Origin of the sequence: Micromonospora sp. DT31 (assembly GCF_049841795.1) — a bacterium.
Taxonomy (GTDB): domain Bacteria; phylum Actinomycetota; class Actinomycetes; order Mycobacteriales; family Micromonosporaceae; genus Micromonospora.
Genome location: NZ_JBNCKZ010000011.1, coordinates 1 through 25,240, shown reverse-complemented (window position 1 = coordinate 25,240; position 25,240 = coordinate 1). Strand labels below are relative to the sequence as shown.

The following is a 25,240-nucleotide window of genomic DNA, read 5'->3' as shown; positions in this document are numbered from 1 at the left end:
TCAGCCTCCGTTGCCCAGCGGGCTGGTGGCGCCCGGCGCGCCCTCGGCGGGGTGCGGCACCCCGATCGTCCGCCCGTCCGGCAGCCGGATGTAGGCGGGGTCCTGCGACTCGACCAGGCCGAGCCGGCGGGCGTTGGCGGTGAGGTTGCCGGGCGCCTCCTGCTCGGCGATCTCCTTCTTCAGCTGCTGCTCGTCCAGGTCCAGCTTGGCCTGCTGCTGCTCCAACTGCTCCTGTCGGAACGAGTTCTCGTTGATCTTGGTGTTGAGCGCCAGGATGCCGAGCACGCCGCCGACCACGAGCACCAGGATCAGCGCGACGAACGGCGCCCGCGGCACCCGGATCGGCGCCGGCGGGGCGACCCGCAGGCGCGGCGTCGGCGTGCCGGCGACCCGGGTACGGGTCCGCTCGGCCGGCCGCAGGGCGGCGCTGCCCTGCGTGGCGAACTCGGGCGTCCCCTGGGGGCGCGCCCCCGCCCGACGGTCGGTCATCGGGTCCGGCGTGGTGCGCTGCGCCGTGGTCCGGCCCCCCGACCGCGGTGCGCGCCGCGCGACGGCTCGCCGGCCGTCGTGCTTCTCGTCGTTCATGTCCCCTCCCCCTCCTCGTCCGTCCCGTTGCCGTCCCCCGGGGCCGACCGCGGGTCCTTTCCGGACCCCGGTGACCCCGCCCCCGGTTGGTGCATCGCCTTCGTCCGGCGGCGGTACCGTTCGCGGTCGGTACCGCCCTGCCGGGTCGCCTCCGGATCGAGCCGTTCCGCGGCCCGCAGCCGCACCGAGGCGGACCGCGGGTTCGCGGCCACCTCGGCCTCCCCGGGCAGCTCGGCGCCCCGGCTCAACAGCCGGAACGTCGGGCCCGACCCGGGCAGTTCGACCGGAAGGTCGACCGGGCCCTTACTGCGGACCCGGTCGGCGAGCGCCTGCTTGGTGAGCCGGTCCTCCAGCGAGTGGTAGGACAGGACAACCATGCGGCCGCCCACGGTGAGCTTGTCCAGAGCGGCCGGCAGCGCTGTCTCCAGCGCTGCCAGTTCTCTGTTTACCTCGATCCGTAAAGCCTGAAACGTTCTCTTTGCCGGGTGCCCACCCGTTCGTCGGGCCGGGGCCGGAATGGCGTCCCGGACCAGCTCGGCCAGCCGGGCCGAGGACGTGATCCGGGCCCGCTCCCGCTCCCGGATGATCGCCGAGGCGACCTTTCCGGCGAACTTCTCCTCGCCGTACACCCGCAACAACCGGGCCAGGTCCGGGTGGGCGTAGGTGTTGACCACCTCCTCGGCGGTCATCCCCCGGGTCTGGTCCATCCGCATGTCCAGCGGCGCGTCCTGCGCGTAGGCGAACCCGCGGTCGGGCGCGTCCAGTTGCAGCGACGAGACGCCGAGGTCGAACAGCACCCCGTCGATCGCCGGGTAGCCGAGCCGGTCGAGCACCTCGGGCAGCTCGTCGTAGACGGCGTGCTCCAGGTGGATCCGGTCGGCGAACCGGGCCAGGCGGACCCGCGCGTGGGCGAGCGCCTCGGTGTCCCGGTCCAGGCCGACAAGCACCGTGTCCGGATGTGCCGTGAGCACCGCCTCGGCGTGCCCGGCCAGGCCGAGCGTGGCGTCGACGTGCACGGTGCGCCCGGGACGGCCCAGTGCGGGGGCCAGCAGCTCGAGACAGCGCTCGAGCAGCACCGGCACGTGCGTGCCGCGAAGCTCCCCCATGTCGACCCCCTGCTGAACCGCTGTTTCCTGTCACGTGTCCGTCGTCGCCACGACGCCTCGCCATACCGCCAGATCCCCATCCGCTCCCGCCCGCCGGAGGCCGCGGCCCTCCGTGTCGGATCGTGCGCCTGGCACCGGGGAAGGGGTGCCAGGAACTCGAAAGCGGCTGGAGATCTCGCAGTACGTCGGGCGTCGTCGCGCCCTACAGACCGCCGGGCAGCACCCCCTCCTCGATGTCGGCGAAGTCGTCTTCGCTCTCCGCGAGGTAGGCCTCCCAGGCCACCCTGTCCCAGATCTCCACCCGGGTGCTCGCCCCGATCACGACCAGCTCCCGGTCGAGTGCCGCGTACGACCGCAGGTGGCCGGGAATGGTGACCCGCCCCTGCTTGTCCGGCACCTCGTCGTGCGCGCTGGCGAAGAAGACCCGGCTGTAGGCCCGGGCCGCCTTGCTCGTCATCGGCTGCGCGCGCAACTGGTCGGCGATCCGCTGGAACTCGGGCATCGGGAAGACGTAGAGGCAGCGCTCCTGCCCTTTGGTGATCACGACACCCCCCGCCAGCTCGTCCCGGAACTTCGCCGGCAGGATCAACCGGCCCTTGTCGTCCAGACGCGGAGTGTGGGTGCCGAGGAACATCGGCCCAACCCCCTCGCCCTGAGCGGCGTTCGCGGCGCCGCTGACCCCCCGGGCCGGTGCGGCCCTCCCGGCCTCACCATCGCGCCCCACTCTACTCCACTTCCCTCCACCTGCAACCAGAATCGCCCGCGTGGCGCGACGTTTCGGCGGGCAAAACCGCACGTCAACACGGGTGGGGTGGAGTGGAGGGGCGCGGCGACCCCCGGCTCGGTCCGCTACCCGACATCCACCGACACCGCCCGGCCCGGCCCGCTCCGGCCGTCCGCGGCCCGTCCCCGGCCGAACGGTTCGCCCTCGGCGGCGATCTGGCGGAGGGCCGGGTCCGGTAACCTCGCTCGGGTGACGGACGCGAAGATGCCCTTGCGGGCGAAGGTGGCCAGCTCCGTGTCGCGCACCGCCGCGGCGCTGTCCCGGGCCGCGGGCCGTGGCGACGGTTCGGTGATCGGCGGCTGGATCGGCCTCAAGATCGACCCGGACCTGCTCGCCCACCTCTCGGCCGGGCGCGCCATCGCCCTGGTGTCCGGCACCAACGGCAAGACCACCACCACCCGGCTCACCACCGCCGCGGTCGGCGTGCTCGGCCGGGTCGCCACGAACTCCTTCGGCGCGAACATGCCCACCGGCCACACCTCGGCGCTGGCCAAGGCCGGCAGCACGCCGTACGCGGTGCTGGAGGTGGACGAGCACTACCTCGCCCAGGTGCTGGAGGCGACCGAGCCGCACGTGGTGGCGCTGCTCAACCTCTCCCGCGACCAGCTCGACCGGGCCAAGGAGGTCGCCATGATGGCGCAGCTCTGGCGCGCCGCACTGGTCCGGCACCCGAAGGCCCGGGTGGTCGCCAACGCCGACGACCCGATGGTGGTGTGGGCCGCGTGCCCACCGGCCGACCCGGCCCGGGGCCACGTGCCGCCGCACGTCACCTGGTTCAGCGCCGGCCAGCGCTGGCACGACGACTCCTGGGTGTGCCCCGAGTGCGGCTCCACCATCCAGCGCTCCGACGGCCGGTGGTGGTGCACCGGTTGCCCGCTGCGCCGCCCCGAGCCGCAGTGGACGGTCGAGGACGACGGGGTGCTCGACCCCACCGGCGCCTGGCACAAGATCCAGCTCCAGCTCCCCGGCAAGGTCAACCTCGGCAACGCGGCCACCGCGCTGGCCGTCGCCGCCGAGTTCGGCGTACGCCCGGTGGACGCGGTCTCCCGGCTCGGCACGGTCACCTCGGTGGCCGGCCGCTACGCCCAGGTGCAGCGCGACGGGCGCAACATCCGACTGCTGCTGGCCAAGAACCCGGCGAGCTGGCTGGAGGCGTTCGACATGGCCGACGTCGCGCCGACGCTGCTGTCCATCAACGCCCGCGACCCCGACGGGCTGGACACGTCGTGGCTGTTCGACGTGGACTTCTCCCCGCTGGCCGGCCGGCAGGTGCTGATCACCGGCGACCGGGCGTACGACCTGGCCGTGCGGCTGGAGGTCAACGGCGTGCCGTTCCAGCATGTCCGCCGCTTCGACGACGCCGTCCGCGCGGTGCCGCCGGGCCGGCTGGAGGTCATCGCCAACTACACCGCCTTCCAGGACATCCGAGCGGAGCTGGACCGTGTCAACTGAGAGCCTGCGCATCGTCTGGATCTATCCGGACCTGCTGTCCACCTACGGCGACCGGGGCAACGTGCTGATCCTGGCTCGCCGGGCCCAGCTGCGCGGCATGCCGGTCGAGGTGCTGGAGGTCCGCTCCGACCAGCGGCTGCCCGCCACCGCCGACATCTATCTGATCGGCGGCGGCGAGGACGGTCCGCAGGCGCTGGGTGCCCAGCGCCTGCTCGCCGACGGCGGCCTGCACCGGGCGGTGGCCCAGGGTTCGGTGGTGTTCGGTGTCTGCGCCGGCTACCAGCTGCTCGGCACCTCCTTCTTCGCCAAGGGCACCCGCTGCGCCGGTCTGGAACTGCTCGACCTCTCCTCCGACCGCGGTCCCACCCGGGCGGTGGGCGAACTGGCCGGCGAGGTCGACCCGCGGCTGGGCATCCCGCACCTGTCCGGTTTCGAGAACCACGGTGGCCGTACCCACCTCGGCCCGGGGGTGTCCCCGCTGGCCCGGGTCACCGCCGGGGTGGGCAACGACGGCGCCACCGAGGGCGCGTGGCGGGGCAAGCTGCTCGGCACCTACTCCCACGGCCCGGCGCTGGCCCGCAACCCCGACCTGGCCGACCTGCTGCTGCGCTGGGCGACAGGCGTCCACCAGCTCCCCCCGCTCGACGACACCTGGGCCGACCGGCTCCGGTCCGAGCGCCGCACCGCGGTGGCCGCCGCCGCGAGGCCGTGACCGACGCCGCCCGGCCGGGGCGGCGACCGGTGACCCGCCGGCTCGCCGGGTTGCTGCGGCAACCCTCGGTGCGCCGGTTCGGGCTGCTCCTGCTGTTGCTCGCCGGGTTCGGCGTGACGTTGCTGTTCACGCCCCGGCCGGATCCGGCCGACCTGCCCCGCCTGGCCGACGCCCTCGGCGGGTACGCCCCGGTGGCGGCCGTGGTCGGCGGCGCGCTGCTGCTGGTGGCGCTGGTGCCGCGCACCTTCGTCACGTTGGCCTCCGGCGCCGTCTTCGGCGCGGCGCAGGGCGCCGCGTACGCGCTCGGCGCGGCGCTGCTCGCCGCCGCCATCGGCTTCACCGTGGGCCGCCTGCTGGGCCGCGACTTCGTCGCCGAGCGGGTACGCGGCCGGTTGGCCCGCCTCGACGGTTGGTTCGCCCGGCAGACCGTGTTCGGCGTGGTCACCGTACGGCTGCTGCCGATCGCCGGGTTCGGCCTGGTCAGTTACGGCTACGGCACCACCGCCGCCCGGATGCTGCCGTTCCTGACCGGCAGCGTGATCGCCTCCGCCCCGACCGCGATCGGCTACGCGGCGATCGGCGCGGCCGCGACCAGCAGCGGTTCGATCAACTGGTACGCCGCCGCCCCGGCCAGCCTCGGCCTGGTCGCCAGCGTGCTGATCGTCCACCGCTGGTGGCGGGCGGAACGGCGACGCGCTGCCGGCCCGGCCGGTTGACCTGCGGCGGCGACCGGTCACGACCGTGCGCGACGGCGTCGAACCGGGGAACGGTCCGCAGGGTGGCCACCGGCCGGTTGAGCCCCGTCGGGTTCCGCGGTGCCGAGCTGCTCTGGTACGACTGGTCGAAGCGCCGCCTGAGCGCTTACCTCCCGGACGGGCGTACGGGTTCCCGGGGAGGGCCCGTGCTGGGCCGGATCCCCTCGCCGGACATGACAACCGACGGCCGCACCATGGCCTGGGTGTCCCCGGGCGGGGGTGAGGTGAACGTCTGGCGGTCCGACTGGACCGGACCCGTCCGGGTCCTCTGGGCGGTGCCCTCCGCCCCGGCGTCCGCGTCCGGCGGGCCCTCGGTTCCGCCGGACGCCGTGCCCCCGACCGACGGCCCCCTGAACCGGATCGCCAGCCCCACTGCCGCCGGCGACCTGGTGACCTTCGCGTACAACCAGGGCTGGTACGTGGCCGACCTGCGGACCGGCTCGTACGCCCGACTGACCGCGGACCACGGCCAGGCGACGGCCTCGGGCTCGGCGCTGCTGATGGACCCGGACGACAATTCCGTGCCCCCGGAACGGCACGCGTACTCGCTGCTGCGCCTGGACCAACTGCCGCCGCTGCCGGCGTGCCGGTGACACCGCACGAGGAGCCGCTGCCGGGCGGGTTCGCCACCGAGGTGGCCGCGTCGGCGACACGGTCCGGACGGCCGGTGCAGGCGCGCCCCGCGTACGGGACGCGCCTGCGGCACACGGCGACGCTCAGGCGACGACCGAGACCATCCGGCCCTTCACCACGATGACCTTGCGCGGCTCCTTGCCGGCCAGCGCTGCGGCCACCGCCTCCAGCGCCGCCGCCCGGACGGTCTCCTCGGTGGCGTCGGCCGGCACCTCGACCCGGCCCCGGACCTTGCCGTTGACCTGCACCGGGTAGGTCACCGACTCGGCCACCAGCAGGGCCGGGTCGGCCACCGGGAAGTCCACGTACGCCAGCGAGGTGTCGTGGCCCAGCTTGCGCCACAGCTCCTCGGCCATGTGCGGGGCGAACGGGGCGACCATCAGCACCAGCGGCTCCGCCACCTCGCGCGGGGTCTGCGCCAGCCGGGTCAGGCCGTTGGTCAGCTCGATCAGCTTGGCGATGGCGGTGTTGAACCGGATGCCGTCCATGTCGGCGCGGACCCCGTCGATCGCCTTGTGCAGCAGCCGCCGGGTCGCCTCGTCGGCCGGTTCGTCGGTGACCCGCAGCTGCCCGGTCCGCTCGTCGACGACGGTGCGCCAGACCCGCTGCAGGAACCGGTACGAGCCGACCACCGCCCGGGTGTCCCACGGGCGGGACACCTCCAGCGGGCCCATCGACATCTCGTACACCCGGAACGTGTCCGCGCCGTAGGCCGCGCACATCTCGTCCGGGGTGACCACGTTGCGCAGCGACTTGCCCATCTTGCCGTACTCGCGGGTGACCTCGGTGTCGCCGTGGAACCAGCGGCCGTCGACCTCGACGACCTCCTCCGCCGGCACCGGGGTCCGGCGGGCGTCACGGAAGGCGTACGCCTGGATCATGCCCTGGTTGAACAGGCGGCGGAACGGCTCGAACGACGACACGTGGCCCAGGTCGTACAGCACCTTGTGCCAGAAGCGGGCGTACAGCAGGTGCAGCACGGCGTGCTCGGCGCCGCCGACGTACAGGTCGGTCCCGCCGCAGTCGCCCGCACCGCGCGGCCCCATCCAGTACGCCTCGTTCTCCGGCGCCACGAAACGCTGCGACTCGGTCGGGTCCAGGTAGCGCAGCTCGTACCAGCAGGAGCCGGCCCACTGCGGCATCACGTTGGTCTCCCGGGTGTAGCGCTTCGGCCCGTCACCCAGGTCCAGCTCCACCTCCACCCAGTCGCGCCGGCGCGACAGCGGGGTCTCCGGGTTGCTGTCGGCGTCCTCCGGGTCGAAGGTCTTCGGCGAGAAGTCCTCCACCTCCGGCAGCTCCACCGGCAGCATCGAATCGGGCAGCGCGATCGGCGCCCCGGTCTCGTCGTAGACGATCGGGAACGGCTCGCCCCAGTAGCGCTGCCGGGAGAACAGCCAGTCGCGCAGCCGCCAGGTGACCGCGCCGGTGCCGTACCCGTTGGCCTCCAGCCACTCGACGATCCGCGTCTTGGCCTCGGCCACGCCCAGACCGTTCAGGTCGATGCCGCGCTCCGGGGCGGCGCTGTTGACCGCCGGACCGTCCCCGGTCCAGGCCTTGCCCTCGAAGCCCTCCGGTGGCTGCACCGTGCGGACGATCGGCAGGTCGAAGACCTCGGCGAAGGCCCAGTCCCGCTCGTCCTGGGCGGGCACCGCCATGATCGCGCCGGTGCCGTACCCGGCCAGCACGTAGTCGGCGATGAAGATCGGAACGCGTCCGCCGGTGGCCGGGTTGGTCGCGTACGCGCCGACGAAGACGCCGGTCTTCTCCTTGCTGTCCGCCTGCCGTTCCACGTCGGTCTTGGCCGCGGCGGCCTTCCGGTACGCCTCGACGGCCTCGCGCGGGCCGGTGTGCCCGCCGGTCCAGGCGTCCCGGGTGCCCTCCGGCCAGGCGGCCGGGGTCAGCACGTCGACCAGTTCGTGCTCGGGGGCCAGCACCATGTAGGTGGCACCGAAGACGGTGTCCGGCCGGGTGGTGAACACGCGCACCGGGCCGGCGTCGGTCGGGAAGTCGATGTGCGCCCCGGTCGACCTGCCGATCCAGTTGCGCTGCTGCAGCTTGATCGGCTCCGGCCAGTCCAGGGTGTCCAGATCCTCCAGCAGCCGGTCGCCGTACGCGGTGATCCGCATCATCCACTGCTTCAGGTTGCGCTTGAAGACCGGGAAGTTGCCCCGCTCCGAGCGGCCGTCGGCGGTGACCTCCTCGTTTGCCAGCACGGTGCCCAGACCGGGGCACCAGTTCACCGGCGCCTGCGAGACGTACGCCAGCCGGTGGTCGTCGACGATCCCGCGCCGCTCAGCCACGGTCAGTTCGGCCCACGCCCGGCCGTCCGGGGTGGCCCGGGTGCCGCCCTCGAACTCGGCGACCAGTTCGGCGATCGGCCGGGCCCGGCGCGCGTCGGTGTCGTACCAGGAGTTGAAGACCTGCAGGAAGATCCACTGGGTCCAGCGGTAGAAGTCGGTGTCGATGGTCGCCACCGAACGCCGCTCGTCGTGGCCCAGTCCCAGCCGGCGCAGCTGCGCCCGGTAGCGCTCGATGTTCGCCACGGTGGTGGTCCGGGGGTGGGTGCCGGTCTGCACCGCGTACTGCTCGGCGGGCAGGCCGAACGCGTCGAAGCCCATCGCGTGCAGCACGTTGTGCCCGGCCATCCGCTGGTAGCGGGCGTAGCAGTCGGTGCCGATGTAGCCCAGCGGATGCCCGACGTGCAGGCCGGCGCCGGACGGGTACGGGAACATGTCCAGCACGTACAGCTTCTCCGCGCCCGCACGCGGGTGGGTCGGGTCGGCCAGCGGGCCGGTCGGGTTCGGCGCGTGGAAGGTCCCCTCCCGTTCCCAGACGTCCTGCCAACGGTGTTCGATCTCGTCGGCCAGGGCGGCGGTGTACCGGAACGGGGGGATGTCGGTCGCCGGTGCGGCTGCCTCACTCATGGCGTCTCCTCGGCGCGGATCTTGTCGGATGTGGGAGGTCTGGCGGCGGGCACAAAAAAGCCCCTCGCGCAGGAGGGGCGGCCGTGCTGTCGCGCTCAGCGCATCAGCACGGCTCGGTAAGAAGCAGGAAGAAACCGGCCATGCACGGGAGTGTACCTCCCGACGCGCGCCGCCTGCGCTCCCATTCCGGACACCGCCCACCGTCCCCCGTCCGGCGAATAATCCGGGCGTAACCGACCGACTACCTGCGGGGTTCGGCGATGGCGGTAAACATGGTTAGCCTGAGAGGCCAGTGAGATTTCTGCGGCAGACGAGGCTCGGCGTCGCGAACCCAACGGCGGGTCCAGGTGCTCTATAGAGAGCTGCCGTCCAGGCGACGAGGAGGAGGCCCGTGACACAACAGACCTGGGACGAGGTGGGCGGTCTGCTGCCGCACGACGAGTTCCGCGCCGCCAGCGAAGCCATCGTGACCAACATCGAGCAGGTCATCGAAGGCAAGACAGCCACCGTCCGGCTGGCCCTGGCGGTGCTGCTCGCCGAGGGGCACCTGCTGATCGAGGACGTGCCCGGCGTCGGCAAGACCAAGCTCGCCAAGGCGATGGCCCGCTCCATCGACTGCTCGGTGCGGCGGATCCAGTTCACCCCCGACCTGCTTCCCAGCGACGTCACCGGCGTCAGTGTCTACAACCAGGAGACCCACGACTTCGAGTTCCGTCCCGGGGCGGTCTTCGCCAACCTGGTCGTCGGCGACGAGATCAACCGGGCTTCGCCGAAGACGCAGTCGGCGCTGCTGGAGTGCATGGAGGAGCGGCAGGTCACGGTCGACGGGGTGACCTACCAGCTGCAGACCCCGTTCATGGTGATCGCGACGCAGAACCCGATCGAGATGGAGGGGACCTACCCCCTGCCCGAGGCGCAGCGGGACCGCTTCACCGCCCGGATCGCGATGGGCTACCCCGACCCGCGGGCCGAACTGGCCATGCTGGACGGGCACGGCGCCACCGACCCGCTGCCCGGGCTGCGGCCGGTCTCCGACGCGGCCACCGTGCGCCGCCTGATCGGCCACGTCCGGCAGGTGCACGTCGCCGACGTCGTCAAGCAGTACGCGGTCGACCTGGTCACCGCCACCCGGGAGGCCCCCGACCTGCGGCTCGGCGCGTCCCCGCGGGCCACGCTCCAACTGCTGCGCACCGCGCGCGCGGTGGCCGCCCTGGAGGGCCGCGACTACGTCCTGCCGGACGATCTGCAGGTCCTCGCGGTACCGGTGCTGGCCCACCGGATCATTCCCACCGCGGACGCGCAACTGGCCCGGCGCACCACCGACGCGATCGTCTCCGACCTGGTGCACCGGCTGCCGCTGCCGCACGACAGGCAGCGCTCGCCGTACGACACCCGGCCCGGTGGCGGCGGCAACGGTGGCAACGTCCGGGGCCCGTACGAGCCGCGGAGGCCGTGACGTGCGCGACGGCCTGCGTGGGCTGACCACCCGCGGCCGCTCCTTCCTGGCGGCTGCGATCGCCGCAGCCGTCTCCGCCGCCATCCTCGGGGAGAAGGACCTGCTCCGGGTGGCCGTCCTGCTCGCCGTCCTGCCGCTGCTCGCCGCCGCGTACGTCGGGCGCAGCCGCTACAAGCTGGCCTGCAGCCGCTCGCTGGAGCCGCACCGGGCGCCGGTCGGGGCCAGTTCCCGGGTGGTGCTGCGGCTGCAGAACCTGTCGCGGCTGCCCACCGGCACGCTGCTGCTGGAGGACCGCCTGCCGTACGCGTTGGGCAGTCGACCCCGGGTGGTGCTGGAACGGCTCGGCGCGCAGCAGGCCAGCTCGGTGGCGTACACGGTCCGGGCGGACGTGCGCGGCCGCTACGAGGTGGGGCCGCTGGTGATCCGGCTGACCGACCCGTTCGGCCTGTGCGAGCTGACCCGTTCCTTCCCGAACACCGACCACCTCACGGTGATCCCGCAGGTCACCCCGCTGCCCTCGGTGCGACTGCCCGGTGAGTACGCCGGCAGCGGCGACAGTCGGGCCCGCTCGGTGGCGGTGCACGGCGAGGACGACGCCGCGACCCGGGAGTACCGTCGCGGCGACGACCTGCGCCGGGTGCACTGGAAGTCCACCGCCCGCACCGGTGAGCTGATGGTGCGGCGCGAGGAGCAGCCGTGGGAGAGCCGGGCCACGGTGGTGCTGGACACCCGCGCCGCCGGGCACCGGGGCGAGGGGCCCGGGGCCAGCTTCGAGTGGGCGGTCTCGGCCGCCGCCAGCATCGCCGTGCACCTGCGGCAGGCCGGTTACAAGATGCGGCTGGTCACCGGCAGCGGCGCCGACGTCGCGGCCACCGAGGCAGGTGGCGAAGGGCTGCTCCTCGACCAGCTCGCGGACGTGCACCTGGACCGGCGCGGCGAGATCACCACGCTGGTGCAGCAGGTCCGGCAGCGGGCCGACGGAGGGCTGATCATCGCGTTGCTCGGCACGCTCGGCACCGCCGAGGCGGAGCTGCTGGCCGGGCTACGCGGCAACGGCGCCACCTGTGTGGCGTTCCTGCTCGACAGCAACACCTGGCTGAACCTGCCGGCGAAGGCCCGGGCGGAGGCGGAACAGGCGCACGGCGCCGCCGCGCTCACCCTCCTGCAGAGCGGTTGGCGGGTCATCGGGGTGGCCCACGGCAACCGCCTGCCGATGCTGTGGCCGCAGGCCGGGCGGGGTTCGCAGGGCTTCGCGCTGCGGGCGGCCATGGCCGAGACGGTGGCCGGAGGCCGACGATGACCGGAAGGGTGGTCCTGTGACCCCGCACCGCAACATCGGGTTCGTCGCCGCGGCGGCGACCCTGCTGGCGGCGGCGCCGCTGTCGGCGATCTTCGAACGCTGGACGTGGTTGATCCAGGCGGCCATCGTGGTGGCCCTGGTGGCCGGCGCGGCCGCGCTGAGCCGACTGGCCCGGGCGCCGCTGTGGGGTCAGGTGCTGGCCATGCTGGGCGGGCTGACCCTGGGCCTGACGTGGGTATTCCCGAGCGGCGCGGAGCTGTTCGCGGTCCTGCCGACCCCGGGCACGTTCGACCACTTCGGTGAACTGGTCGGGTCGTCCCTGCAGGACATGCGCTCGTACGGCGTGAAGGTGCCCGACGTCGACTCGCTGCTCTTCCTGGCCGTGCTCGGCATCGGTGCGGTGGCCGTGGTGGTGGACGTGCTCGCGGTCGGGTTGCGCCGGCCGGCGTTGACCGGGCTGCCGATGCTGGCCATCTACTCGGTGCCGGTGGCGGTCTACCTGGACAGCGTGCCGGCCACCCCGTTCGTGGTGGGCGCCGCCGGCTACCTGTGGCTGCTGGTCACCGACAACGTCGACCGGGTACGCCGGTTCGGCCGCCGGTTCACCGGCGAGGGACGCGACGTGGACGTCTGGGAGGCGTCCCCGCTGGCCGCGGCGGGCCGGCGACTGGCCGTGGTGGGTGTCGCGGTGGCGGTGGCGCTGCCACTCGCGATCCCCGGGATGACCGGCGGGTTGATGAACAACGTCGGCAACGGTTCCGGGGACGGCACCGGACGGCCCGGCGCGGGCGGCAACCCGGGCCGGATCGACCTGTTCGCCGCGCTCAGCGGTCAGCTCAACCAGAGCGAGGAGTTCGACCTGGTCAAGGTCGAGACCAACGAGCGCACCCCGTTCTACCTGCGCCTGGGTGTGGTGGACAATCTGCAGCCGTCCGGCTTCCAGGCGCGGGTGCCCAGCGGACGACCGGTCGCCGGTGACCTGCCCGACCCGGACGAGCGTGCGCCCGCCGGCGTCGAGCAGCAGCGCTACCGGGCCACCGTCGAGGTGACGAAGAACCTGAACATGCCGTTGGTGCCGGTCTACTCCCAGCCGGTCCGGACCGAGGACCTCAGCGGCAACTGGCTCTACGACCGGAACCAGCAGATCGTCTTCTCCAACCGGGAGAGCGCCCGCGGCAAGCGGTACTCGTTCGACTACGTGCGCTCGACGTTCCGGCCGGCGGCGTTGCGCGCGGCCCCGTCCCTGCCGCCGGACAGCCCGGTGATGCGGCAGCAGACCGACCGACCGACCGTGCCGGCCGTCGAGGAGCTGGTCGGCGAGCTGGTCGAGGGCAAGTCCAACGAGTACGACAAGGTCCGCGCGATCTACGACTACTTCTCGGTGGACAACGGCTTCAGCTACGCGCTGTCGACCCGCGACGGCACCAGCGGCGAGGACATCACCGACTTCCTCGCCACCAAGGTCGGCTACTGCCAGCAGTACGCCGCGGCGATGGCCTGGCTGGTCCGGGCGGCCGGTATCCCGGCCCGGGTGGCGGTCGGGTTCACCAACGGCAGCAAGACCGACGGTGACGCCTACGTGTTGACCAACCGCAACCTGCACGCCTGGACCGAGGTCTTCTTCGGCGACGGGATCGGGTGGGTGCCGTTCGACGCCACCCCGGCGGCGGCCGTGCCCGGTTCGGTCCGCTCGGCGTGGGCGCCGGACGTCGACGCCCCCGAGGAGGTCGCCCCGTCGGCGGGCACCACCGCCGCCCCGGGCGCCGTCGACCCGTCGACCGGTCCGGACGAGGCGGACCGCCTCGACAAGGACATCGACCAGGGCCTGGCGCCGGGTTCGGACGGCCCGGCCGAGAAGAGTCCGGTCTGGCCGTGGTGGCTGGCCGGGGCGCTGGCGCTGCTGGCGTTGCTCGCCGTACCGGCCCTGCGCCGTTCCGCGCTGCGCCGGCGTCGGGTACGCGCCGTCCCGACCGCGGCGACCGCGCTGCCGGTGCCGGGGCAACGCGGCGGGAGCCGGGAGGTCGTCATCGGGGTGGACGCCGAGTCCGCTCGCGCCGACGCGCACGCCGCCTGGGACGAGCTGCTCGACACGCTCGTCGACTTCCACGTGCGGGTGGACCGCACGGAGACCCCACGGGCGACCGCCGAGCGGCTGGCCCGGGAGTCGCTTGTCGAGAACGACGCCGCGGCGACCGGGGTGCGGTTGCTCGGCCGGGCCGAGGAGCGGGCCCGGTACGCCCGCGACCCGCTGACCGGCACCGAATTGCAGCCGGCGCTGCGCAGCGTGCGGGGCGCCCTCTCCGCCGGGGCGGATCGCCGTACCCGGCTGCGGGCGGCGCTGCTGCCACCGTCGGTGGTGCTGCGCTGGCGGACGGCCCTGGCGGAACGCTCGGCCCAGGTCGTCACGACCAGCGGTGCGGCCCGGCAGCGGATGCTGCGGTGGAGTCCCCGCCGCCTGTTGGCGGCCGGCCGCCCGGCCCGCTGAGGCACTCCCGCGGCGGGGAAACAGCGAGATCTCGGTAGGAAAGGGCCCCGACGGGGTGCTTTGCTACCGAGATCTCGGGCTTCGGCGGTGGGTTACGGGCATGGCGAAGAGACCTCGCTCGCCGGACGCCGGCCCGGCGAGTCGTCGCCTCCGTCCCACCCCTTCAGGGGCGGGACGGGCTCAGCGGTGACCCTCCGGGCGCTGCCGCCAGCGGTCCTCCATCCGGTCGAGGAAGGTACCCCGGCGGCCGCTGCTGTTGCGGCCACGCGGACGGCGCCGGCTCGTCGTGCCACCCACCACGTGCAGGTCGGGTGACTGGGATCGGCGGTGCGACTGCACCGCGTAGCCCAACGAGGCCAGCATGACGACGAAGCCCGCCACGGCCACCGCAGGAATCTTGATCACGGCACCGTAGATCAACAGGGCCAGACCAACGACGACCACGCCGGCAGCGACGAGCACGCGACGCCGCGCGTGGAAGCGCGGATCGCTGGCGCGCACGGCCGAGGCAAATTTGGGGTCCTCGGCAAGCGACCGCTCGATCTGCTCGAACAGCCGCTGCTCGTGCTCCGAGAGCGGCACGGCACTCCTCCCCGGTCACACGTTGGTCGGCCCGGGCGGGCCGACAGACCGTGACAGCCATCCGGCTGCTTACCCGCAAGTCTACGAGGGCCCTCGCGCGTCGGAAAGCGGGACGACCTACGGTCCGGTCGGTTTTTCGACGCGCCCGCTCCCGCGCCGGCCGAGAAGACTGGCCGGACCTATGACGGACCGCCCGAAACGGGCAGCCGCCGCGTCGGCCGCCGCCTCCGCCTCCCGCCACCCGCGCTCCGGCGCTCCGAGCGTGAGCTGCTGAGGTGTCTCCTGTGCCGGAGCGAGCCCTTCCAGCCGGATCCCGACCAGCCGAATCGCCTCACCGGGGTCCAGCGCCCGCCACAACGCCCAAACCGTGTCGAACATCTCCCGCGCGGTGTCGGTGGACACGCCCAGGGTGCGGGAGCGGCTGACGGTGCGGAAGTCGGCGAACCGGACCTTCAACGACACCGTACGACCCACCTGACCCGCCGCCCGCAGCCGGGCACCGGCCTTGTCGGCCAGGGCGAGCAGGGAACGCCGGATCTCGTCCGGGTCGGTCACGTCGGTGTCGAAGGTGACCTCCGCGCCGATCGACTTCTCCACCTGCTCCGGGGACACCCGGCGCGGGTCCCGCCCCCAGGCCAGCTCGTGCAGGTGCGCGGCGGACGCCTCACCCACCGCCCGGCGCAACAGGCCCGACGGCGCCTCGGCCAGATCGCGGACGGTGCGCAGGCCGAGTTTGCGCAGCGCGTCCGCGGAGCGCTCCCCCACCCCCCACAGCGCGGACACCGGCAGCGGGTGCAGGAACTCCAACACCTGGCCCGCCGGCACCACAAGCAGCCCGTCGGGCTTGGCCCGGGTGGAGCCGAGCTTGGCCACGAACTTGCTCGCCGCCACCCCGACCGAACAGGTCAGCCGCTGTTCCTCGACGACCCGGCGACGGATCAGCGCGGCGATGTCGGCGGGCCGGCCGAACAGCCGCCGGGCACCGGCCACGTCGAGGAACGCCTCGTCCAGGGACAGCGGCTCGACCAGCGGGGTGACGTCCCGGAAGATGCGCATGACGGCCCGCGACGCCGTCGAGTAGGCGGTGAAGTCCGGCGGCAGGTAGACCGCGTCGGGGCAGAGCGCGCGGGCCCGGGCGGTGGGCATCGCGCTGCGGACGCCGTACCGGCGGGCCTCGTAGCTGGCGGAGCTGACCACCCCGCGCGGCCCGAGCCCGCCCACCACGACCGGCCGGCCGCGCAGCTCGGGACGGCGCCGTACCTCCACCGAGGCGTAGAACGCGTCCATGTCGACGTGCAGGATCGAGCAGTCGGTGTCGTCGGCGTCCGGCCCGAAGCGCGGGTCACCGCCCCCGGGCAACGACTGGCTGCGGCCCATGGCAGGCAGGTTAGCCCGCCGGTCCGACAGGCCCGCCGGTCAGCCCCGCACCACCAGCAGCGGAACGGTCATCTCGGCAGCGGTGTCCGCACCGTGGTACGCGACCAGCCGCGACGCCATCGGCGGCTCGGACCGGGTGGCCGTCACCGCGTACGTGTCCCGGCAGACCACCACCACGTCACCGATGCGGGCCAGGTGCGACTCGGGCACCGGGCCGAACCAGCCGGTGGCCACCGCCGCCGCCCGGGTCAACACCTGCGCGGCCGGACCCAGCACGGCGGTCCAGGCGGCCACCACGTCGGCCTCGGCACCCGGCTCGACATGCAGGTAACGCACCCAGGGCTCACCGGCGACCACCCGCACCCCGGCGCGCAGCCGGGGGTCGGTGTCCAGGTCGAACCGGTGCGCGGCGGGCACGTCGAGCTGCCCGTGGTCGGCGGTGACCAGCAGCGCGGCGTCCGGTGGCAGGCCGTCGACCAGCCGGGCCAGCAACGTGTCCACCTCGGCGGCCGCCTGCCGCCACGGCGCGGAGTCGACGCCGCTGAGGTGCCCGTGCCGGTCCAGGTCGGGGTGGTAGCCGGAGACCAGGGTGGGCCCGTCACCGGCGGCCAGCGCGGTCAACATCCGGCCGGCGAGCGCGTCGACCCCGGCGGCGCCCCGGTAGTCGCCACCCCGGTTCGCGGCCACGGTGAGGCCACTGCCGGCGTACTCCGGGCGGCTGACCACGGTGACCGCGACACCTGCCGCGCGGGCGCGTTGATACCAGGTGGCGACCGGCTGCCAGGCGACCGGATCCGGGGCGCCGGCCCAGTCGATGTGGTTGAGCACCCGGTCGGTGCCGGGGACCCGGACGGTGAAGCCGAGCACCCCGTGCGCGCCGGACGGGGCGCCGGTGCCCAGCCCGACCAGGCTGGTCGGGGTGGTGGAGGGGAAACCCGAGGTGAGCGGCGTGCCGACGGTGGCGGCCAGCCCGGCCAGGGTCGGCGCGTACGGGGCCGCGGTGGGGATCTGGTACCAGCCGAGGCCGTCGACGAGCAGCACGGCGATCCGGCGCACCCCGGACAGTGTGGGCGTCAGGCCGAGCAGGTCGACCGCGGCGGGCACGCCGAGCAGCGACAGCGCGCTGGGCAGCACGTCGATCAGGCTGCCACCGCCGTAGCGGGGCGCGACCCGGTCGAGAGGGCCGGGCGCCGGCCCGGTCATGCCGGCCGGCGGGCGAACAGGTGCAGTTGGGCGGCCAGGTCGCGGTACGGCGACCGGGCCGCCAGGGCGCGTTCCAACTCGACAAGTGCGGCCGACTGGCCGTCGGCCACGGCGGCCGGGAGCAGGTCGGCGAGCACCCGCACCCCGTGGATCTCCTCGACGACGAGACCGGCGGCGGCGAGCAGCACGCCCGCCTCGGCGGCGTCGTAGCGGCGGCGCAGCGTGTCCCGGCGGCCGGCGGTGCCGTGCGGGTCGGTGGCGACCGTGGCGGCGCCGTCCAACTGTCCGTTCATCGCACGGCTGAGTACGGCGGCGGCCCGTCCGGCCACCAGCACGCTTGCCGCGCCGCCCGGTCGCAGCGCGGCGACCAGCGCCGACATCACCGGTTGCGGATCGTCGACCACCTCCAGGACGGAGTGGCAGAGGACCAGATCCACGGTGGCCGCCCCGACCAGCCCGGCGAGCGCGTCGGCATCGCCCTGCGTGGCGCGTACCCGGTCGGCGACCCCGGCCTCGGCGGCCCGGCGGGTCAGCGCGGCGAGCGCGTCGGGGCTGGCGTCGACCACGGTGACCTGGTGCCCGGCCTCGGCGAGCGGGACGGCGAAGCCGCCGGTCCCGCCGCCGACGTCGAGCACGGAGAGTCGTTCGCCGGCCCGCCGCGCCAACTCGGCCCGGAGCACCGACCAGATGACGGCGGTGCGGGGGGTGAGAGTTCGGATCTGCTCCACGCCGCCGAGCCTAGCCACCCCCCGGTCCGGAGTCAGGACTCGCCGCCGCCGGCCGGGTCTTCCTCGGCGCGGGAGCGCTGGGCGTTGGCCACCGGCCCGTCGTTCACCTGGTATTCCCGCTGCTCGGCCTCGTGGGTGGGCGCCCACTCGGCGCCCAGACGGGTCCGACGGTTGTTGGCTACGCCACCGGCGTACGTGCGGTGAAAGGTCATTCGTTCATCCCCCATACCCCGGGTGGGCCACTCTGCCCACCCCGCGTTCGGGAGTCTCCCGCCTGCGGCCCGGGGAAACCGTAATGTGGATCACTCCATCAACGGAAATCCCTGGATGCCGGTGCGACGGGCGGCTCGATCGCATCCAGCCGGTCCGCGGTGAGGGTGGTGACACCCTCGTGCCGCTGCAGCCGGCCCCGCACCACAAGTGCTCCGCTGGTGCGGGCGATTCGACGGTAGCGCTGCCACAGCCCCGGGGAGCAAGTGACATTGAGCATGCCGGTCTCGTCCTCCAGGTTGAGGAACGTGACGCCGCCGGCGGTCGCCGGACGCTGCCGGTGGGTGACGATCCCGCCGACCCGGATCCGCTGCCCGGGCGGCACCTGGCCGAGCCGGGCGATCGGCACCGCGCCCCACGTGTCGAGCCGGTCCCGGATGAACCGGGCCGGATGGCTCTCCGGGGACAGGCCGGTGGCCCACACGTCGGCGACGAGACGGTCCACCGCCGCCATGCCGGGCAGGGTGGGCGGGTCCGCGCCGGTCACCGTGCCCGGCAGCCGGTCCGGCCGGTCCTGGGCGGCCGCGCCGGCGGCCCAGAGGGCCTGCCGCCGGGTCAGCCCGAAACAGGCGAACGCGTCCGCGGTGGCCAACGCCTCCAGCTGCGTCGCGGTGAGGCCGACCCGACGGGCCAGGTCCGGCATGTCCCGGTACGGCCCGTGCGCCACCCGCTCCGCCTCGATCCGCTCGGCCACGTCCACCCCGAGGGTGCGGACGCTGCCCAACCCCAGCCGGACCGCCGGGCCGCCCAGCCCCCAGGCGTGCGGCGGCTCCCCCGGCAGGCTGCCCCACCGGGTCTGCGGGGTGGACTCCAGCACCGCCCGGGCGCCGCTGGCGTTGATGTCCGGCCGGCGGACCTCCACCCCGTGCCGGCGGGCGTCGTCGGCGAGCGTCTGCGGCGAGTAGAAGCCCATCGGCTGCGCGTTCAGCAGGGCGGCCAGGAACGGGCCGGGGTGGTAGCGCTTGAGCCACGAGCTGGCGTAGACCAGGTAGGCGAAGCTCATCGCGTGGCTCTCCGGGAAGCCGTAGCTGGCGAACGCGGTGAGCTTGCGGTAGACGTCGTCGGCCAGCTCGCCGGTGATGCCCCGCTCCGCCATGCCGGCGTAGAGCCGGTCGGCGATCTGCGCCATCCGCTCCACCGAACGTTTCGCACCCATCGCCCGGCGAAGCTGGTCGGCGCCGGCCGCGTCGAACCCGGCCAGGTCGATGGCGAGCTGCATCAGCTGCTCCTGGAACAGCGGCACGCCGAGCGTCTTCTCCAGCGCGTTGCGCATCAGCGGGTGTGCGTACGTCACCGGCTCCTGACCGTTGCGGCGCCTGATGTACGGATGCACCGAGCCGCCCTGGATCGGGCCGGGACGGATCAGCGCCACCTCCACCACCAGGTCGTAGAACTCGCGGGGCTTCAGCCGGGGCAGGGTGGCCATCTGGGCCCGGCTCTCCACCTGGAACACGCCCACCGAGTCGGCCCGGCAGAGCATGTCGTAGACCTCGGGGTCGTCCAGGTCCATGTCGCCCAGGTCGAGGCTGGCCCCGATCATGTCGTAGCCGTAGTGCAGCGCCGACAACATGCCGAGGCCGAGCAGGTCGAACTTGACCAGGCCCACCGCGGCGCAGTCGTCCTTGTCCCACTGGAGCACGCTGCGGCCGGGCATCCGGCCCCACTCCACCGGGCAGACCTCGATCACCGGCCGGTCGCAGATCACCATGCCGCCGGAGTGGATGCCCAGGTGCCGGGGGAACGTCTGCAACTCGTTGGCGTACGCCACCACCTGCTCGGGGATGTCCGCCACGTCGACCGCCGCCACCGAACCCCACCTGTCGATCTGTTTGCTCCAGGCGTCCTGCTGGCCGGGCGGGAAGCCGAACGCCTTGGCCACGTCCCGCACCGCCGAGCGCGGCCGGTAGGAGATGACGTTGGCGACCTGGGCGGTGTGTTCCCGGCCGTAGCGGGCGTAGACGTGCTGGATCACCTCCTCCCGGCGGTCGGACTCGATGTCCACGTCGATGTCGGGCGGACCGTCCCGCTCCGGGGCGAGGAAACGCTCGAACAGCAGTCGGTGCCGCACCGCGTCCACGTTGGTGATCCGCAGCGCGTAGCAGACCGCCGAGTTGGCCGCCGACCCCCGACCCTGGCAGTAGATGTCCTGTCGCCGGCAGAACGCGACGATGTCGTAGACCACCAGGAAGTAGCCGGGGAAGCCGAGGTCCTCGATCATCCGCAGCTCGTGCTCCAGCTGCGCGTACGCCGCCGGATGCGCCTCGGGCGGGCCGTAGCGCTCCCGGGCGCCGTCCATGGTCAGCCGGCGCAGCCAGCTCATCTCGGTGTGCCCGGCCGGCACCGGGTACGCCGGCAGCTGCGGCGCCACCAGGTGCAGGTCGAACGCGAGTTCCGCGCCGAACTCGGCGGCCCGCGCCACCGCGCCCGGGTAGGCCGCGAACCGCGCCGCCATCTCCGCGCCGCTGCGCAGGTGGGCGGTGGCCGCGGCGGGCAGCCAGCCGTCGATCTCGTCGAGACTGCGCCGGGCCCGGACCGCGGCCACGGTGGTGGCCAGCCGCCGTCGGCCCGGGGTGGCGTAGTGCACGTTGTTGGTGGCCACCGTGGGCAGCCCGGCCGCGGCGGCCAGCCCGGCGAGCGCGTCGTTGCGGTCGGCGTCGACCGGGTGGCCGTGGTCGGTCAGCTCCACCGCCACCGTCTCGGCGCCGAACAGCGCGGTCAGCCGGTCCAGTTCCCGGGCGGCCGCGTCGACCCCCTCGGTGAGCAACGCGGCCGGCACGTGCCCCTTGCGGCAGCCGGTGAGCACCAGCACGTGGTCGCGCAGTTCGGCGGCCAGTTCCTCCAGCTCGCCGTAGGCCGGACGCCCCTTCTCCCCGCCGCGCAGCTGGGCCCGGGAGATGGTGGCGGCCAGCCGCGCGTACCCCTCGTGCCCGTGGGCCAGCACCAGCAGATGCCGGCCGAGCGGGTCGGGTTCGCCGTTCTGCGGGCCGGGCAGCCCGAGGGACAGCTCCGCGCCGAAGATCGTCGGTAGTCGCAGCGCGCGGGCCGCCTCGGCGAAGCGCACCACGCCGTAGAAGCCGTCGTGGTCGGTCACGGCGAGCGCGGTGAGCCCCAGCCGGGCCGCCTCCTCGGCCAGTTCCTCGGGGTGGCTGGCCCCGTCGAGAAAGCTGAAGTTGGAGTGCGCGTGCAGTTCCGCGTACGGCACCACGCCGTCCGGGCGGGCCAGCTCCGGCGGCTGGTATCCCGGGCGCTGACGGCTCCAGGCGGGCGAGTCGCCGCCGTCGGCGTCGACCGCGAGCGGGTCGACCACGTGCAGGTGCCGCTGTCCCGCGGCCCGCCCGGAGAGCACCTGCTCCAACCTGGACCAGGGCACCTTCGGGTTGTGGAAGCTCACCGCCTACTCCCCCGCCCGAGATCTTGGTACAAAACGGCCCCCAGAGGGGCGCTTTCGTACCAAGATCCCCTCACGCGCAGAGGCAGCGGGATCCGGCGCTCAGTCATAGATCGCCTCCACCAGCCACTGTCCGCCCTCGACCGCGAGCAGCAGGGCGGCGCCGTCGGCCAGGCAGACCTGGAACCGGGCCCGACGGCGGGCCTCGGCCGGCGCCCACCAGCGCTCGTCCACCGGCCACGGGCCGGCCCAGCCGGTGATCTCGGCCGCGCGGCCGTCCCCGACGGTGAGCCGGGCCGGCGCCGCGCTGACCGCCAACCGGGCGCTCACCACGACCGGCTCCCCGGCCGCGTCGCGCACGTCGGCCGGCAGCGGAGCGGGCAGGACGACGGCTGGCGCGGGCGGCGGGATCCGGCCCGGCCACGGCGGCTCGGGCGCCGCCCGGCCCCGCCCGGCCCGCCGCCGCGCACCACCCCCAGCGGGTACGACGACCGAGGCGGACCCGGCGACCGGGGCAAGCGGCACGGCCGGGACCGAGCCCGGTGGCGGCGGGAGATCCGGGAGAGGTGGCGAGCCGGGGCGGCCGGGTGTCCGTTCGTCGCCCCAGGGGACCAGGCGCACCTGGTCGGCCGGGGAGCGTCCGCCGCCGAGGACGGCGGTGACCACCGCCTCGGGGCCGAGGATGCCCTGCACCCGGCTCAGCGCCCGGTGCGCCCGCTCCCGCTCCGCGCCGGTCTCCCCCCACAGCCCCGCCTGCAGGCCGGCCTGCGCGAGCACCCCGTCCGGCACCAGCCGCAACCGGACGATCCCCGCGGTGGGGCGGGTCGCACGTGCGCCACCCCGGCCGTTGCTGCCGGACAGCCAGCCGTCGAGCTGCCAGCGCACCCGGTCGGCGACGGCCGCCGCGGTGAGCAGGCCGTCGTGCCGCCAGACCCGGTGCAGTTCCTGGCCGTGCGCGGTGACCGCCTCGATGCCGAGCCGGGTGCACGCCAGGCCGTACGCGGCCAGCCGCTCGTGCAGCCGCTCGGCCAGCGTCCGGGCGGCGAACGCGGCGGCGTCCACCCGCTCGATCGGCTCGTCGTGGTCGGCGGTGACGGTCAGGTCGGCGGGCGGTTGCCGGACCGCCGGCGGCCGGTCGTCCCGGCCGGCGGCGAGCCGGTGCGCCAGCGCCCCGTCGAACCCGAACCGGGCCAGCACGTCCCCGGCGGGCAGCGCCGCGAAGTCACCGAGGGTACGCACACCGAGCCGACGCAACAGGTCGGCCAGGGCGGGCCGGCCGAGCGCCTCGACCGGCAGGTCGGCCAGGAACTCCCGCGTGCCGCCGGGCGGCACGATCCGGCCCTGCCGGGCGGCCAGCCCGGCCGCGAACACCCCGTCGGCGACACCGACCTGACTCTCCACCCCGCAGCTCTGGGCGACGTGCTCGACGATCCGTTCGGCCGCCGCCTCCTCGCCACCGAGGTAACGGCTCGGCCCGCGGGCAGCCGTCGCGCAGGCGCCGGGCCGGATCACCTCGACCCCGGCGACCACCTCCTCCACCGCGGCCACCACCGGTTCGAACGCCCGCGCGTCCCGAGCGGGATCGTGGTCGACGACGGTGAGACCCGGGCAGCGCCCCTGCGCCTCCCGCCGGCGCAACCCGCGCCGGATCCCCTCGGCGCGAGCCCGCTCGGAGCAGGCCACCACCCGGTTGGCGTGCAGCACCGCCACCGGGTCGGTGGCGGGCACCCCGTCGACGATCTCGGCGGCGAGGACCGGCCAGTCCGGACACCAGAGCAGCAGCGCCCGCTGCGGGGCGCCGTTCACGCCGGGCCGGCCGCGGTGAGCGTCCGGGCGGGTGGCGCCACCACGCGCAGCCGGCGGGCCGACGCGGCGGACGGGGCGCCGAGCCCCGCCGAACGGGGGATCACCCGGGTCAGCTCGTCGCCGGGCAGCCACACCTTGATCTCCTTGGGGCGGGCGGCCGCGCCCCGGCCACGGGCCGAGACGGTCACCTCGCGGCGGCGCAGCCGCCCCCGCCCGGCGCCGAGCCCCTGCCAGACGCCCCGGACCACCTGCAACGTCACGTCCGCGCCGTCCCACCGGCCGTAGGGGACCAGCACGCTGCCGCGTTGCCGGGCCCGGGCGGCCAACCGGGCGGAGATGGAGGCGGAGACCGTGCCCGGCACGGCGGTGACCACCACGTCGACCCCGTCGATGAGCGCGGCCACCACGGTGGGCCACTCCGGGCCGGGGTCGGGCACCAGGGCCAGCCGGTCCAGGGCGATGCCCGCCTCCGCGGCCGCGCCGGCCCCGAAGGTGGGCACGCCGACCACGGCGCACCACGAGCCGGCCCGGGACGCCTCGGCGAGCAGGGCCAGGATCAGCGAGGTGGCGCCGCTGTGCCGGGGCTGGCCGACGCCGACCGCGATGGTGCTGCCGCGTCGCAGGCCACGGTTGGGCAGCAGCCCGGTCAGTTCGGCCTGGACCGGCAGCACCCGATGGCCGCCGGCCGGGTCGGGCGCGCTCGCCGGCCGGACCAACTCGGCCAGGGCGGCGGAACCGACCACCATACGGCCCGCCATCGGACCAACCCCCCGTCGTGTTCTTCGCCACGGGCCCGGCCCGTGGATGGTGCTGTGGATCGTGCCCGGGACCGTGTGACGTGCCCGGCACGCGTATGCCGTGGTGGGAGCGGCGCCCGGCCACCCGGGTCCCGCCGATGGCGGCCGGGCGCCACGACTCAGGCGGCGGCGGCTCCGGAACGCGGCGGGGCGACGTCGGACAGGCCGAGCCGCGACGGCCGGTGCACGCCGTCGAGCGTCGGTTGGTAGGCCAGGCCGAGCGCGGTCTCCACCACGGTGACGAACTCCTCGGCGGCGCGGAGCAGGTCGTCGGCCTCCCGGGCGGTGACCACCCGGGGGATGCCGGCCTCGGCGGCGGCCCGCTTGCTCGCACCGGCCGCGAAGTAGGCGGCCCACTCGTCCAGCTCGGGGGCGACGGCGGCGAGCAGCACCCAGACACTGGTGATCCGGTGCCGTCGGGTGGGAGCAGGGCGAGCCCGGGCGGCGAGCACGGCGGCGGCCGCGCGCAGCGCCGCGAGGTGCGCGGCGGCGTACCGGAGGCCGTCGGGACGGGTGCGGGCGGCCTCGGCCAGCCCGGCACGGGCCACCACGAGCAACTGGGCGGGGGTGCGGTGCGGCAACACGTGCGCGGGCACCGTGGGCGCCTGCGGGCTGGTCGGCATGGTCTCTCCTCCGCGTGTGGCCGGGGCGGGCGGTCGCGCGACGGAAGCCGTCGCCCGGTCGCCCGGAGCGGTCGGTGCGGAGGAAGGCGCACCCGGTGGTGGCCGGCCGGATGTGAACGCTTCCCCACACCCACACCCGGCCGGCGTACCGGCGGGTCCGTCGTGCCCCCCCCCCGGGGGGGGGGGGGGGGGCGCCCCCGGCCGCGCCGATCCGCCGCTGCCGACCACCAACTGAGCCCCACGCAGCCCTCGGTCCGCCCTGAGGCGCTGGCCT

At 74.5% G+C, this 25,240-nt stretch carries 20 protein-coding genes; 7 read left to right on the top strand and 13 right to left on the bottom strand.

Annotation, left to right across the window (positions count from 1 at the left end; genetic code table 11):
* The 3 genes from ACLQ2X_RS19045 to mraZ all read right to left on the bottom strand — a co-directional run bounded on the left by ACLQ2X_RS19045 (position 1) and on the right by mraZ (position 2,325).
* Positions 1-585, bottom strand: coding sequence for a hypothetical protein (locus tag ACLQ2X_RS19045; protein WP_425682392.1), 585 nt, complete (start codon positions 583-585; stop codon positions 1-3).
* A complete protein-coding gene (gene rsmH, locus ACLQ2X_RS19040) occupies positions 582-1,691 on the bottom strand; it encodes a 16S rRNA (cytosine(1402)-N(4))-methyltransferase RsmH (RefSeq protein ID WP_425682391.1) in 1,110 nt (369 codons plus the stop codon). The genes ACLQ2X_RS19045 and rsmH overlap by 4 nt, the downstream gene beginning before the upstream one ends.
* A gap of 202 nt (positions 1,692-1,893) precedes the next feature.
* Positions 1,894-2,325 carry a division/cell wall cluster transcriptional repressor MraZ gene (mraZ, locus tag ACLQ2X_RS19035; RefSeq protein ID WP_278104495.1) on the bottom strand — a complete coding sequence of 144 codons (432 nt, stop codon included), beginning with the start codon at positions 2,323-2,325 and terminating at the stop codon, positions 1,894-1,896.
* 354 nt (positions 2,326-2,679) lie between these two features.
* Here mraZ and ACLQ2X_RS19030 point away from each other — a divergent pair, with 354 nt between their 5' ends.
* The 4 genes from ACLQ2X_RS19030 to ACLQ2X_RS19015 all read left to right on the top strand — a co-directional run bounded on the left by ACLQ2X_RS19030 (position 2,680) and on the right by ACLQ2X_RS19015 (position 5,987).
* Positions 2,680-3,927: a MurT ligase domain-containing protein gene (locus ACLQ2X_RS19030; protein WP_425682524.1), complete on the top strand. Its 1,248-nt coding sequence runs from the start codon at positions 2,680-2,682 to the stop codon at positions 3,925-3,927.
* Positions 3,917-4,639 (top strand): type 1 glutamine amidotransferase, encoded by a 723-nt coding sequence (locus tag ACLQ2X_RS19025; RefSeq protein ID WP_425682390.1) that lies wholly within the window; start codon positions 3,917-3,919, stop codon positions 4,637-4,639. Before ACLQ2X_RS19030 ends, ACLQ2X_RS19025 begins: the two co-directional genes overlap by 11 nt.
* Before the next feature lie 29 nt (positions 4,640-4,668).
* Positions 4,669-5,355 (top strand): TVP38/TMEM64 family protein, encoded by a 687-nt coding sequence (locus ACLQ2X_RS19020; protein ID WP_425682523.1) that lies wholly within the window; start codon positions 4,669-4,671, stop codon positions 5,353-5,355.
* Between the two features lie 212 nt (positions 5,356-5,567).
* Positions 5,568-5,987 (top strand): hypothetical protein, encoded by a 420-nt coding sequence (locus tag ACLQ2X_RS19015; RefSeq protein ID WP_425682389.1) that lies wholly within the window; start codon positions 5,568-5,570, stop codon positions 5,985-5,987.
* Positions 5,988-6,110: 123 nt separating this feature from the next.
* Here ACLQ2X_RS19015 and leuS read toward each other — a convergent pair whose 3' ends face one another.
* Positions 6,111-8,951, bottom strand: coding sequence for a leucine--tRNA ligase (leuS, locus tag ACLQ2X_RS19010; RefSeq protein ID WP_425682388.1), 2,841 nt, complete (start codon positions 8,949-8,951; stop codon positions 6,111-6,113).
* 391 nt (positions 8,952-9,342) lie between these two features.
* Here leuS and ACLQ2X_RS19005 point away from each other — a divergent pair, with 391 nt between their 5' ends.
* Genes ACLQ2X_RS19005 through ACLQ2X_RS18995 form a run of 3 tightly spaced genes read left to right on the top strand, consistent with a single transcriptional unit; the run spans position 9,343 to position 14,192 of the window.
* On the top strand, positions 9,343-10,407 hold the full coding sequence (locus tag ACLQ2X_RS19005; protein ID WP_425682387.1) for an AAA family ATPase: 1,065 nt from the start codon (positions 9,343-9,345) through the stop codon (positions 10,405-10,407).
* Between the two features lies 1 nt (position 10,408).
* Positions 10,409-11,707, top strand: a complete 1,299-nt coding sequence (locus tag ACLQ2X_RS19000; RefSeq protein ID WP_425682386.1) for a DUF58 domain-containing protein — start codon at positions 10,409-10,411, stop codon at positions 11,705-11,707.
* A 16-nt stretch (positions 11,708-11,723) separates the two neighbouring features.
* Positions 11,724-14,192, top strand: coding sequence for a transglutaminase TgpA family protein (locus ACLQ2X_RS18995; protein ID WP_425682385.1), 2,469 nt, complete (start codon positions 11,724-11,726; stop codon positions 14,190-14,192).
* 180 nt (positions 14,193-14,372) lie between these two features.
* On the opposite strand, the gene ACLQ2X_RS18990 is transcribed toward ACLQ2X_RS18995, so the two are convergent.
* The 9 genes from ACLQ2X_RS18990 to ACLQ2X_RS18950 form a co-directional block, all read right to left on the bottom strand.
* On the bottom strand, positions 14,373-14,774 hold the full coding sequence (locus tag ACLQ2X_RS18990; protein WP_425682384.1) for a DUF3040 domain-containing protein: 402 nt from the start codon (positions 14,772-14,774) through the stop codon (positions 14,373-14,375).
* Positions 14,775-14,891: 117 nt separating this feature from the next.
* On the bottom strand, positions 14,892-16,151 hold the full coding sequence (locus ACLQ2X_RS18985; RefSeq protein WP_425682383.1) for a DNA polymerase IV: 1,260 nt from the start codon (positions 16,149-16,151) through the stop codon (positions 14,892-14,894).
* A gap of 39 nt (positions 16,152-16,190) precedes the next feature.
* Positions 16,191-17,354, bottom strand: a complete 1,164-nt coding sequence (locus ACLQ2X_RS18980; RefSeq protein ID WP_425682382.1) for an alkaline phosphatase family protein — start codon at positions 17,352-17,354, stop codon at positions 16,191-16,193.
* On the bottom strand, positions 17,351-18,100 hold the full coding sequence (locus ACLQ2X_RS18975; protein ID WP_425682381.1) for a methyltransferase: 750 nt from the start codon (positions 18,098-18,100) through the stop codon (positions 17,351-17,353). Before ACLQ2X_RS18975 ends, ACLQ2X_RS18980 begins: the two co-directional genes overlap by 4 nt.
* Positions 18,101-18,114: 14 nt before the next feature.
* Positions 18,115-18,294 carry a hypothetical protein gene (locus ACLQ2X_RS18970; protein WP_425682380.1) on the bottom strand — a complete coding sequence of 60 codons (180 nt, stop codon included), beginning with the start codon at positions 18,292-18,294 and terminating at the stop codon, positions 18,115-18,117.
* A gap of 98 nt (positions 18,295-18,392) precedes the next feature.
* The gene (locus tag ACLQ2X_RS18965; RefSeq protein WP_425682379.1) at positions 18,393-21,743 is read right to left on the bottom strand and encodes an error-prone DNA polymerase; all 3,351 of its coding nucleotides are present in this window, start codon (positions 21,741-21,743) and stop codon (positions 18,393-18,395) included.
* A gap of 99 nt (positions 21,744-21,842) precedes the next feature.
* Entirely contained in the window at positions 21,843-23,546 is a 1,704-nt protein-coding gene (locus ACLQ2X_RS18960; RefSeq protein ID WP_425682378.1) for a DNA polymerase Y family protein, read from the bottom strand.
* Entirely contained in the window at positions 23,543-24,304 is a 762-nt protein-coding gene (locus ACLQ2X_RS18955) for a hypothetical protein (RefSeq protein WP_425682377.1), read from the bottom strand. The genes ACLQ2X_RS18960 and ACLQ2X_RS18955 overlap by 4 nt, the downstream gene beginning before the upstream one ends.
* Positions 24,305-24,462: 158 nt before the next feature.
* Positions 24,463-24,966 (bottom strand): SAV_6107 family HEPN domain-containing protein, encoded by a 504-nt coding sequence (locus tag ACLQ2X_RS18950; protein ID WP_425682376.1) that lies wholly within the window; start codon positions 24,964-24,966, stop codon positions 24,463-24,465.
* Positions 24,967-25,240 lie beyond the last annotated feature (274 nt).

Coding starts and splice junctions, on each gene's coding strand:
- ACLQ2X_RS18955 (WP_425682377.1), bottom strand. CDS start 24,304: ATGGCGGGCCGTATGGTGGTCGGTTCCGCCGCCCTGGCCGAGTTGGTC.
- ACLQ2X_RS19015 (WP_425682389.1), top strand. CDS start 5,568: ATGACAACCGACGGCCGCACCATGGCCTGGGTGTCCCCGGGCGGGGGT.
- ACLQ2X_RS18970 (WP_425682380.1), bottom strand. CDS start 18,294: ATGACCTTTCACCGCACGTACGCCGGTGGCGTAGCCAACAACCGTCGG.
- mraZ (WP_278104495.1), bottom strand. CDS start 2,325: ATGTTCCTCGGCACCCACACTCCGCGTCTGGACGACAAGGGCCGGTTG.
- ACLQ2X_RS18985 (WP_425682383.1), bottom strand. CDS start 16,151: ATGGGCCGCAGCCAGTCGTTGCCCGGGGGCGGTGACCCGCGCTTCGGG.
- ACLQ2X_RS19045 (WP_425682392.1), bottom strand. CDS start 585: ATGAACGACGAGAAGCACGACGGCCGGCGAGCCGTCGCGCGGCGCGCA.
- ACLQ2X_RS19030 (WP_425682524.1), top strand. CDS start 2,680: ATGCCCTTGCGGGCGAAGGTGGCCAGCTCCGTGTCGCGCACCGCCGCG.
- rsmH (WP_425682391.1), bottom strand. CDS start 1,691: ATGGGGGAGCTTCGCGGCACGCACGTGCCGGTGCTGCTCGAGCGCTGT.
- ACLQ2X_RS18980 (WP_425682382.1), bottom strand. CDS start 17,354: ATGACCGGGCCGGCGCCCGGCCCTCTCGACCGGGTCGCGCCCCGCTAC.
- leuS (WP_425682388.1), bottom strand. CDS start 8,951: ATGAGTGAGGCAGCCGCACCGGCGACCGACATCCCCCCGTTCCGGTAC.
- ACLQ2X_RS18950 (WP_425682376.1), bottom strand. CDS start 24,966: ATGCCGACCAGCCCGCAGGCGCCCACGGTGCCCGCGCACGTGTTGCCG.